Annotated in this window: 8 protein-coding genes and 1 tRNA gene; 2 read left to right on the top strand and 7 right to left on the bottom strand. The window is 64.9% G+C overall.

Annotated features, from left to right (window positions below):
- Positions 1–6: 6 nt before the first annotated feature.
- A complete protein-coding gene (locus LDB26_RS16050; RefSeq protein ID WP_257539152.1) occupies positions 7–228 on the top strand; it encodes a DUF2274 domain-containing protein in 222 nt (73 codons plus the stop codon).
- A gap of 352 nt (positions 229–580) precedes the next feature.
- Here the strand turns inward: LDB26_RS16050 and LDB26_RS16045 are convergent.
- Positions 581–667, bottom strand: a tRNA-Leu gene (locus LDB26_RS16045).
- Positions 668–801: 134 nt separating this feature from the next.
- Between LDB26_RS16045 and LDB26_RS16040 the strand changes: the two genes are divergently transcribed.
- Positions 802–1287: a hypothetical protein gene (locus tag LDB26_RS16040; protein WP_062061274.1), complete on the top strand. Its 486-nt coding sequence runs from the start codon at positions 802–804 to the stop codon at positions 1285–1287.
- Positions 1288–1300: 13 nt separating this feature from the next.
- Here the strand turns inward: LDB26_RS16040 and gltB are convergent, their stop codons facing one another.
- From gltB to LDB26_RS16010, 6 genes are all read right to left on the bottom strand, one after another.
- Positions 1301–5842: a glutamate synthase large subunit gene (gene gltB, locus LDB26_RS16035; RefSeq protein WP_257542166.1), complete on the bottom strand. Its 4542-nt coding sequence runs from the start codon at positions 5840–5842 to the stop codon at positions 1301–1303.
- Positions 5842–6591 carry a DUF2059 domain-containing protein gene (locus LDB26_RS16030; RefSeq protein ID WP_257539150.1) on the bottom strand — a complete coding sequence of 250 codons (750 nt, stop codon included), beginning with the start codon at positions 6589–6591 and terminating at the stop codon, positions 5842–5844. The genes gltB and LDB26_RS16030 overlap by 1 nt, the downstream gene beginning before the upstream one ends.
- Positions 6588–8039 (bottom strand): NAD(P)-dependent oxidoreductase, encoded by a 1452-nt coding sequence (locus LDB26_RS16025; protein WP_257539149.1) that lies wholly within the window; start codon positions 8037–8039, stop codon positions 6588–6590. The genes LDB26_RS16030 and LDB26_RS16025 overlap by 4 nt, the downstream gene beginning before the upstream one ends.
- A 166-nt stretch (positions 8040–8205) precedes the next feature.
- On the bottom strand, positions 8206–9015 hold the full coding sequence (locus LDB26_RS16020) for an undecaprenyl-diphosphate phosphatase (protein ID WP_257539148.1): 810 nt from the start codon (positions 9013–9015) through the stop codon (positions 8206–8208).
- A 143-nt stretch (positions 9016–9158) separates the two neighbouring features.
- Entirely contained in the window at positions 9159–10094 is a 936-nt protein-coding gene (locus LDB26_RS16015) for a complex I NDUFA9 subunit family protein (RefSeq protein WP_257539147.1), read from the bottom strand.
- Positions 10095–10176: 82 nt separating this feature from the next.
- On the bottom strand, positions 10177–10752 hold the full coding sequence (locus tag LDB26_RS16010) for a TMEM165/GDT1 family protein (protein WP_257539146.1): 576 nt from the start codon (positions 10750–10752) through the stop codon (positions 10177–10179).
- Positions 10753–11018: the final 266 nt, after the last annotated feature.

Raw genomic sequence — 11018 nt, 5'->3', positions numbered from 1 at the left:
GCGATCATGCCCGAACTTAAACTGGCGCGGCTGCCCGACAGAACGCCGATCAAGCTGGCGATTACCGTCACCCCGGACCTGCACCAGATGCTCCAGCAATATGCGACCCTCTACGCTGAGGCCTACGGGCGGAAAGAGGCCGTCGTTGAGCTGATCCCCGCAATGCTCGCTGCTTTTCTGGAAAGCGATCGGGCATTCGCCAAGGCTCGCAAGATCGTCGAAGAGTGAACGGGCATGACGGAAGACGACCGCCTGTGGACGCCACGAGAGTTGTCGAAATTCCTCGGCTACTCGGAGAGCACGATCTGCAGGATGGTTTCGCAATGCCCGGAAAAGCTACCGCCCCGTGTCGCAGCCTTGGCTCGTCCGCGTTGGCTTCCCGAGGTCGCGCGCGAGTGGGCTAGAACGAGCAGCGACCCACCATCGACCCGACTGGGGCGCCCCCGAAACATTCGATAAAATGAGGGGTGGTGCCGGCCGATTCACCGCGATTTAGAAACGCCCTGTAGCATTTCTGGGGGCTGGCAGTGTGCCAAACTGTGCCAAACCCCCGAAAAAACCCAATGAAATCAATGGGTGTTGGTGCGGTCGAGAAGACTCGAACTTCCACGGCCTTTCGGCCACAACGACCTCAACGTTGCGCGTCTACCAATTCCGCCACGACCGCACATTTCCGGGGAACCGGCGGGGCCGGTGCCTTGGTAGGAGCCGGCCCTTAGCAAAGGCTTTTTCCCTATGCAACAACCGATCTGCATATGCGTTACGATTGACGGGAACGGGTCACGACAAGAGGAGGCGGCCATGGCAAGAACCTTCTGGATCGCCGGGGCGAGCGCCACGGGCGCGGCGGTTCTGCTGGGCATGGGGCTAGGCCATTTCGTGACCACGCCGGAAAGGGCGCCACGCGTCGCGGAAACCGAAATGTTCGACGCGCCGGAGGATGATCTGGCCGGCTTCGCGCCCACCACGCCGGAACAGGGGCCGGCCGTCATCCGATGCACCGGCTGCGGTCCGACGCTTGCCGAGCGGCAGATGGCGGCGGACCAGGGCAACTGGGATGCTGACGGCATGATCCACGGCAGCACGGACCCGGTGGTGCAGGATTATATGACGTCCGGCGATGGGACGGCCATGCCGGTCGAGACCCCGCCCGCGTCCGCGTCTCGCCTGTCGCCCTCGCCGGAAAGATTAGCGGCGGGAGAAGACCCTTCCCCCGCCGCCATACCGAAATCCGTTCCGGTGAAGGTCCGCCCGACGCTCGCGCCGGCCGTCCCCGCCCAGCCTTGAAGCCGATGTGGCCTTATTCGGCCGCGACCACCTCCGCAGGCGCATCGCTTAGCGGATAGGCCAGCCGGTTCACCATCTCCTTGGGACAGACCTGCCAGAAATAGCGCCGCCAGCGGTCCCAGTCGTCCAGCACCGTGTTCGACCATCTGCTGTCGGTGGCGACCGCATGCTGGGCGATCAGCGCCTTCAGCTCCGTTTCCCAATGCGCGCTTTCCAGCCGCTGCCAGACGATGCTCTCCGGGTTAGCCTGCGCCGGGAAACTGCCCTCCTCGTCGAGGATGAAGGCCATGCCGCCGGTCATGCCCGCGCCGAAATTGGCGCCGGTCTTGCCCAGAATCACCGCTATGCCGCCGGTCATATATTCGCAGCCATTGGCGCCGCAGCCTTCGACCACGACCTGCGCGCCCGAATTGCGAACCGCGAAGCGTTCGCCCGCCTGACCCGCCGCGAACAGCTTGCCCGCGGTCGCGCCATAAAGGACGGTGTTGCCGATGATCGTGTTGTCCTTGCTCGACAGCGGGCTGGAGACGGTCGTGCGGACCACGATGGTGCCGCCCGACAGCCCCTTGCCCACATAGTCGTTGGCGTCGCCAAAGACTTCCAGCGTGATGCCCTTGCACAGGAACGCGCCCAGCGACTGGCCCGCGCTTCCGCGCAGGCGCACCGTCAGATGCCCGTCCGCCAGCGCCGACATGCCGAACCGTTCAGTCACGGCGGCCGACAGGCGCGTGCCCACCGCACGATGCGTGTTACGCACCGTATAGGTGAGCTGCATCTTCTCGCCCCGTTCGAACACGGCCTTGGCGTCGCGCATCATCTGCGCGTCGAGGCTGTCGGGCACTTCGTTGCGCCACGCGTCGAGGCTGAAGCGCCGCTGCTCGTCGGGCGCATCCACCTTGGCGAGGATGGGATTGAGGTCGAGGTCGTCCAGATGCTCCGCGCCGCGATTGACCTGCTTCAGCAGTTCCGTCCGCCCGATCACCTCGTCCAGGCTGCGGAAGCCCAGCCGCGCCAGAACCTCGCGCACTTCCTCGGCGATGAAGGTCATGAGGTTGATGACCTTCTCGGGCGTGCCGGTGAACTTCTGCCGCAGCTTTTCGTCCTGCACGCACACGCCCACCGGGCAGGTGTTGCTGTGGCACTGACGCACCATGATGCAGCCCATGGCCACCAGCGACAGCGTGCCGATGCCGAATTCCTCCGCGCCCAGGATCGCCGCGATCACGATGTCGCGCCCGGTCTTGAGCCCGCCGTCCGTCCGCAGCTTCACCCGGTGCCGCAGGCCGTTGAGCGTCAGCACCTGATTGGCTTCCGACAGGCCCATTTCCCATGGCGTGCCCGCATATTTGATCGACGTCTGCGGCGACGCGCCCGTGCCGCCGACATGGCCCGCCACCAGGATGACGTCGGCATGGGCCTTCGCCACGCCCGCCGCGACCGTGCCGATGCCCGCCTGGCTGACGAGCTTCACGCACACCCGCGCGCGCGGGTTGATCTGCTTGCAGTCGTAGATGAGCTGCGCCAGATCCTCGATCGAATAGATGTCATGGTGCGGCGGCGGAGAGATCAGCGTCACGCCGGGCGTCGAATGGCGCAGCTTGGCGATGAACTCCGTCACCTTGAAGCCGGGAAGCTGGCCGCCTTCGCCGGGCTTGGCGCCCTGCGCGACCTTGATCTCGATCTCCTCGGCCGATCCCAGATATTCGGCATGGACGCCGAAGCGGCCTGACGCGATCTGCTTGATGACCGAGTTCGCGTTGTCGCCATTCTCATAGGGCTTGAAGCGGTTCGCATCCTCGCCGCCTTCGCCGCTCACGGCCTTCGCGCCGATGCGGTTCATGGCGATGGCCAGCGTCTCATGCGCTTCGGGGCTGAGCGCGCCCAGCGACATGCCCGGCGTCACGAAGCGCTTGCGGATTTCCGTGGTGGCTTCCACTTCGTCGATCGGCACGGCCTCGCGGGCGAAGTTGAACTCCAGCAGGTCGCGCAGATAGACCGGCGGCAAATCCCGCACCCCGCGCGAAAATTGCAGATAGGTCGAATAGCTGTCCGTCGCGACCGATGTTTGCAGCAGGTGCATGAGCTGCGCCGAATAGGCATGGCTTTCCCCGCCGTTGCGCTGGCGATAGAAGCCGCCCACCGGCAGGCGCACGATCGCGCTGTCATAAGCGGCGTCGTGCCGCATCTTCGCGCTGTAGTGCAGCGAATGATAGCCTTCGCCCGAAATCTTGGCGGGCATGCCGGGGAACAGGTCGTTCACCAGCGCGCGGGACAGGCCCACCGCCTCGAAATTATAGCCGCCGCGATAGCTGCTGATGACCGCGATGCCCATTTTGGACATGATCTTGAGCAGGCCCTCGTTGATCGCCACCCGATAACGCTCGAAGCATTGCTCCAGCGGCAGGTCGCCGAACAGGCCGCGCGCATGGCGGTCAGCGATGCTGGCTTCGGCCAGATAGGCGTTTACCGTGGTCGCGCCCACGCCGATCAGCACCGCGAAATAATGGGTGTCGAGCGCCTCGGCGCAGCGTATGTTGATCGACGCATAGCTACGCAGCCCCTTGCGGACCAGGTGCGTGTGCACCGCCGCCGCCGCCAGCACGCCCGCAATGGCGACCCGGTCGGCGCTGACATGCTCGTCCGTCAGGAAGATTTCGCTACGTCCTTCGCGTACCGCCTGTTCCGCTTCCTCGCGGATGCGGGTGATCGCCGCGCGCAACTGCTCCTGCCCGCCCTCGGCCGGGAAGGTGCAGTCGATTTCCGCGACCGCATGGCCGAAATGCGCCTTCAGCCGCGTCCATTCGGCCGATGTCAGCACCGGCGAATCCAGCACCAGCACGTTGTTCTTCTGCGCGCCTTCTTCCAGAATGTTGTTGAGGTTCGAAAAGCGCGTCTTGAGGCTCATCACATGCCGTTCGCGCAAGCTGTCGATCGGCGGGTTCGTGACCTGGCTGAAATTCTGGCGGAAGAAATGGCTGACCGTGCGCGGCTTGTCGGAAATGACGGCCAGCGGCGTATCGTCGCCCATGGAGCCGATGGCTTCCTTCGCATCCTCGACCATGGGGCTGAGGATCAGCTCCATGTCCTCCAGCGTCATGTTGGCCGCGACCTGGCGGCGCGTCAGTTCCGCCTTGTCCCATTGCGGCAGTGCGCTGGGCGCCTGCGGCAGGTCCTCGACCGACATGAAGTCCTTGATGAGTTCGCCATAGGGCGCTTCGCCCGCGATCCTGTCCTTGATTGCGCGGTCGTCATAGAGTTCGCCTTCGAGCAGATCGACGGCGATCATCTGGCCGGGGCCCATGCGGCCTTTGCGGATGATGGTGGTTTCGGGCACCACGACCATGCCGGTTTCGGACCCCACGATCAGCAGATTGTCGCCCGTCAGCGTATAGCGCAGCGGACGCAGCGCGTTGCGGTCCACGCCCGCGACGACCCAGCGGCCATCGGTCATCGCCAGCGCGGCGGGGCCGTCCCACGGCTCCATCACGGAGGCGAGATATTCATACATATCCGCATGGGGCCGGGGCAGGTCGGCCTTGTCGCTCTGCCACGCTTCGGGAACCAGCATCAGCTTGGCCGTAGGCGCGTCGCGCCCGGCGCGACAGATTGCCTCGAACACGGCGTCGAGCGCGGCGGTGTCCGAAGCGCCCGCCGGGATCACCGGCTTGATGTCCTCGCTATATTCGCCGAATGCGAGGCTGGCCATCTTGATCTCGTGGCTCTTCATCCAGTTCTGGTTGCCGCGGATCGTGTTGATCTCGCCATTATGCGCCAGCGTGCGGAAGGGCTGGGCCAGCCACCATTGCGGAAAGGTGTTGGTCGAATAACGCTGGTGGAAGATCGCGACCCGGCTTTCGAACCGCTCGTCCTGAAGGTCGGGGTAGAAAACCGACAGCGATTCCGCCAGGAACAGCCCCTTGTAGATGATCGAGCGGCAGGACAGCGAACAGACGTAGAAATCGTTGATCTGCGCGGCGATCACCTTCTTCTCGATCCGGCGGCGGATGAGGTAGAGGTCTTTTTCGAACTCGGCCTGATCGCGTTCCTCGGGCATCGGCCCGGCGATCATGATCTGCTCGATTTCCGGGCGGGTGCGCTGCGCCTTCTCGCCGATGACCGACACGTCGACCGGCACCTGGCGCCAGCCATAGATGGTGTAGCCCGCGTCGATGATCTCGCTTTCGACGATGGTGCGGCAGGTTTCCTGCGCCGACAGATCCGTGCGCGGCAGGAAGATCATGCCGACGGCGAGCCGGTTGGGCATGGGCTTGTGGCCGCTGTCGGCGATGGCGTCGTCAAAGAAGCGCACCGGCAGGTCGACATGGATGCCAGCGCCGTCGCCGGTCTTGCCGTCCGCGTCCACCGCGCCGCGATGCCACACGGCTTTCAGCGCATCGATGGCGCTCACCACCACGCGGCGGCTGGCACGGCCATCGGTGGCCGCAACCAGGCCCACGCCGCAGGCGTCGCCTTCCATCTCCGGGTGATACATGCCCTCGGCAGCGATGCGTGCGCGCTCTTCGGGGCTGGCCATGAAAGGATTCTGCTCAGTCATCATTCGGTCCCTTCGTCGCTTGTCGAAGCGGCGTTGTCATTGAGGTCGCCGGCCTTCACGCCCAACAGCTTCGCCAGCCGGTCGCGTTCGGCTGGCGACAGGTCGGCAATCTTGCGGGGGGCGGGCAGGTCTTTGGTCGCCGCCTCCGCCTTTGCCGCGATGTCGGGCATCTTCTTCATCATCTCAGGCATGAAAGCCTGCATTTCGCGCATGATTTCCGGGTCCATGAACATCATCATGGATTCGCGGGCATACAGGTCGCCGGTCGGCGTCGCGAAAAAGCCGTTCAGCTCACCAAGCTGCCGCCCGTCGAACTTGCGGGCATAGGCGCGGGTCAGCGCGTCGCGCACCTGCGGCTCGAACCCGTTCATCAGGTCCGCCATGGACGCCATCATTGCGTCCATGCCCTTCTTCGTCCGCTCGCGGAAATGCGGGTCGAGTATCGCGCCGATCTCCGCCATGGATGCATCATTGAGGGTCGCGATCTTCTCCGACGGCACACCGCCGATGCGGGCGAGCTGCGCGAGCGGCATCTTCATGACGCCGTCCATCATGCTGTCCATCATCTTGGACATGGTTTCGCCCATCATCCGGCGATAGGTGCCGACAGGAAACACCTTGTCCACCACCGGCTTCGCCGCCGCGATCCGCGCGGGATCGGCCGCCTGCTCCTGCGCCTGTGCAAGAAGGGGGGCAGGGGCGGCGAAAGCCAGCGCGGCCCCCGCCATCCAGAACAGCGCCTTCTTCACGCCGCGACCCTTTCGCCCGCCGCTGCCTTGGCCTGTGCCTTGAGGTAACGGTGCATATGCTCGGTCACGTCGCGGCCATCGCGGATCGCCCAGACGACCAGCGAAGCGCCGCGCACGATGTCGCCCGCCGCGAACACGCCGTCCATGCTGGTCATCATCGTGCGATGATCGACGCGCAGCGTGCCCCAGCGCGTGACAGACAGGTCTTCCGATCCGAACAGCCGCGGCAGTTCTTCCGGGTCATAGCCCAGCGCCTTGATGACAAGGTCCGCCTCCAGCGTGTGCTCGCTGCCGGGGTCCGGCTCCGGCGCGCGGCGGCCCGAAGCGTCGGGTGAACCCAGCCGCATCTTCGTCACCTTGACGCCGGTGACATGCTCCGTGCCTTCGAACGCCACCGGCGCGGTCAGCCACACGAACTCGACGCCTTCCTCCTCGGCATTGGCGACTTCGCGCTGCGATCCGGGCATGTTTTCCCGGTCGCGGCGATAGAGGCACTTCACCGACTTGGCGCCCTGGCGGATGGCGGTGCGGACGCAGTCCATCGCGGTGTCGCCGCCGCCGATGACGACGACATTCTTGCCCGCCGCCAGCAGTGACCCGTCCTCATGTTCCGGCACCGCGTCGCCAAAGCCCGCCTTGTTGGAAGCGGTCAGATAGTCCAGCGCCTTCACCACGCCCGGGGCGCCCACACCCGGCGCCTTGATGTCGCGCGGCTTGTAGACGCCGGTCGCGATCAGCACCGCGTCATGCTTCTGGCGCAGCTCTTCCAGCGTGGCGTCGCGTCCGACCTCGAAGCTCTGGTGAAAGACGATGCCGCCGTCCTTCAGCCGCTGGACGCGGCGCATCACCACGTCCTTTTCCAGCTTGAAGCCGGGAATGCCATAGGTCAGCAGCCCGCCCGCCCGGTCGTGCCGGTCATAGACATGCACCTCATATCCCGCGACGCGCAGATATTCCGCCGTGGTCAGGCCCGCCGGGCCCGCGCCGATCACGCCGACCGACTGGCCGGTGGGGCTGCCGGGCACCAGTGGTTCGACCCAGCCTTCCTTCCACGCCGTATCGGTGATGTATTTTTCGACGCTGCCGATGGTGACGGCGCCATGGCCGGAAAATTCGATGACGCAATTGCCTTCGCACAGGCGATCCTGCGGGCAGATGCGGCCGCAAATCTCCGGCATGGTGCTGGTGAGGTTGGACAGCTCATAGGCTTCGCGCAGCCGCCCCTCGGCGGTCAGGCGCAGCCAGTCGGGGATATGATTGTGCAGCGGGCAATGGGTCGAGCAATAGGGCACGCCGCACTGCGAACAGCGCGACGCCTGCTCTTCCGCCCGGTCCAGAATGAAGCTGCGGCTGATCTCAAGGAAATCGTCCGCGCGATCCTGCGCCGAGCGTTTTTCGGGATAGGCCTGGCCCGTCCCCACAAACTTCAGCATCGGATTGTCACCCATAAGTCGCCCCTGGAAAATATTGCAGGCGCTCACATAGGCTCAAAGATAGGCAAAGTCACGCGGATTCTGGCTATTAGGTCAGCATAAGTTACCTAAAATCTAGCATCATTCATCTTTAATGCGAATGGATTGCAGGATAAAGCGTTTATATGGTTCCGAAACGGCCCTATCTTGCCGCCAGCCAGATCAATGCCGCCGTGCCCGCCACGATTCGATACCAGGCAAAGGGCGTGAATCCCCGCCGCGACACGAGTCCCACAAACCATTTGATGACCAGCAGCGCGACGATGAAGGAAACGATAAAACCCAGCGCGATGCTGCCCCATCCCACGCTGGCGCTGGTGATCTGATCGCCCTTTTTCAGCAGCTCCAGCGTGCTCGCGCCCAGCATGGTCGGGATGGCGAGGAAGAAGCTGAACTCCGCGGCCGTCCGCCGCTCCACGCCCAACATCAAGGCGCCCATGATCGTCGCGCCCGAACGGCTCACCCCGGGGATCATCGAAATGCACTGGATGAAGCCGATACCGGCCACTTGTAGCAGCGGAATGTCGGCGATGCCGTGATATTCCGCTTTCTTGACCATCCGCTCGATCAGCAGGATGGCGATGCCGCCGACGATGAGCGCCCAGGCCACGACCTGCGGCGCGCCCAGCAGCACTTCGATATAATTATGCAGCGCCAGCCCGATGACGGCCGATGGCATGAACGCGATCAGCAGGTTCCGCAGGAAACGCCAGCTCACCGGCTCCCGCCGCAGCAGGCCCATGGCGACCGCCCAGAATGTCCGCCAATACAGCACCACCACCGCCATGATCGCGCCGAGCTGGATCACGACATTGAACATCGCCCAGGTCGATGCGTCATAGCCCAGCAGTTCGCTGGCCAATATGAGGTGGCCGGTCGAGGATACCGGCAGGAATTCGGTCAGCCCCTCGACGATGCCGAGCAGGATGACCGTCAGATAATGCATGTCCATGGGGCGCTATGGTCCTCGGGTCAGGTTTTCGTTACGGGGAAAGCACGATTGTGCGCCGCACACATTGCCGCAGACCGCGCCGCCCGCAAAGCGCCCCAGGGGCAGCCGGTCGCGAGCGGCTTTCGTCCCGTCGATGGATCGGTTCAGGCCTTTACGCGCCCGGCGAAGCGGCCATGCCGGCGATAGCGCACCAGCCAGCCTTCCGCGACCGCGCCCATCGGTGTCGGCGCGATGCCCAGCGCCGCCAGCCCTTGCGCGTCCGGCGCGACCACATTGTCCTTTTGCAGCATCGCATATTGATCCCGCGTGATCGGCGCGCACGGCAGGAAGCCGAAAGCCGCGATCAGCGAGGCGAGCGGCGCGGGCACGGCCACCAGGCTGCGCTCGCGCCCGATGGCTTTGGCGATCCAGGCGTTCAACTCCATCATGCTCAGCACCTGCGGCCCGCCCAGTTCATAGGTCTTGCCGCCATGCGCGTCCGGCTGCGCCGCCGCATTGACGATGGCCCCCGCGACATCGGTGACGAACACCGGCTGGAACTTCGTGCCCGCGCCGATCACCGGCACCACGGGAGCCATGCGGATCAGGTCGGCAAAGCGGTTGAGGAACTGGTCTTCCGGCCCGAAGATGATCGACGGCCGGATGATGGTCGCGTTCGGAAAGGCCGCCTTGACCGCCGCTTCGCCCGCCGCCTTGGACCGGCCATAGGCGGACGGGCTTTGCGCGTCCGCGCCGATGGCCGACACATGGACCAGCGCCTTGACGCCTGCGTCCGCCGCCGCCTTCGCCACATTGGCCGCGCCCTGATGGTGCACCGCGTCGAAATCGCCGCTCAATATGCCGACCAGGTTGATGACGATGTCGCTGTCCGCGACGGCCAGCGCGACGCTTTTGGGCTTGCGGATGTCCGCCACGACGAACTGCGTCTGGCCCAGGCCGCCCAGCGGCTTGATCCGCACCGCGCCCGCCAGATCGCGCTGCGCCACGCGCACTCGCGCACCGCGCTCCAGCAGCGCCTGCGCCACCTGACGGCCCAGAAAGCCGCCGCCGCCGAACAGGGTAACCAGACTGTCCTTCATCACGCGTCCCATGTCTGAATAAGGGGGAAGACTCTTGGCCTCCCCCTTGCATCAGCCGCCGCCTGCTGACAACCGCCTTATATCATATCCAGCCTTGCAGACCGGCAATCATCCACAGGCCCAGAAGCAGGAACAGCAGCGCCGCGCCGATCTGAAGCGCGCGCATCGGCACCTTTTTCGCCAGCACCTCGCCGAACAGGACCGCGGGCACATTGGCGATCATCATGCCCAGCGTCGTGCCCGCCGTCACCGCGATCAGATTGTCGAAGCGCGCGCCCAGCGCCACGGTCGCCACCTGCGTCTTGTCGCCCATCTCGACCAGGAAGAAGGCGACCAGCGTAGTCACGAACACGCCCGCCTTCGACGGCGCCTTGAGCGGCGCGTCCTCGTCGATCTTGTCGGGGATCAGCGTCCACGCCGCCATCGCGATGAAACTGGCGGCCACGGCATAGCGGAACCAGTCCCGCGTCAGCACGCCCGCGATGGAGTGTCCGACCAAAGCGGCCAGGAAGTGATTGGCGAGCGTCGCGAACAATATGCCCATGATGATCGGCACCGGCTTTCGGAAGCGGGTGGCGAGCAGCATGGCGAGCAGTTGCGTCTTGTCGCCCATTTCGGCGAGCGCGACCAGCGCGGCGGAGGTGAGGAGAGCTTCCATTCAGATTTCCGGGGCCGGGCGAAGGTGAAAGACGCAATGCCACCGCGTCCTCCCGCCCGGCCGGACTGGAAGATGCGATGCCATTGGTCTCGCCCGATGCGCTGGAACCATATGTTCCCGCCCATCCCGTCCGCCACGACCTCTCGGCCGAATATGTTGACGAACGGCCCGTTGCAGAGTGATTTCGAAGCGGCTGGAACAGCCGCCGGCTCGGAAATCACGGTACGCAGAAAGCCCGCAACGGCTGGCTACTCCCCAGATGACGG

Source organism: Sphingobium sp. CFD-1, assembly GCF_024611115.1.
GTDB lineage: Bacteria > Pseudomonadota > Alphaproteobacteria > Sphingomonadales > Sphingomonadaceae > Sphingobium > Sphingobium baderi_A.
Note: the sequence above shows the minus strand (reverse complement) of the source record. Positions and strands in the feature narration are given on the sequence as shown.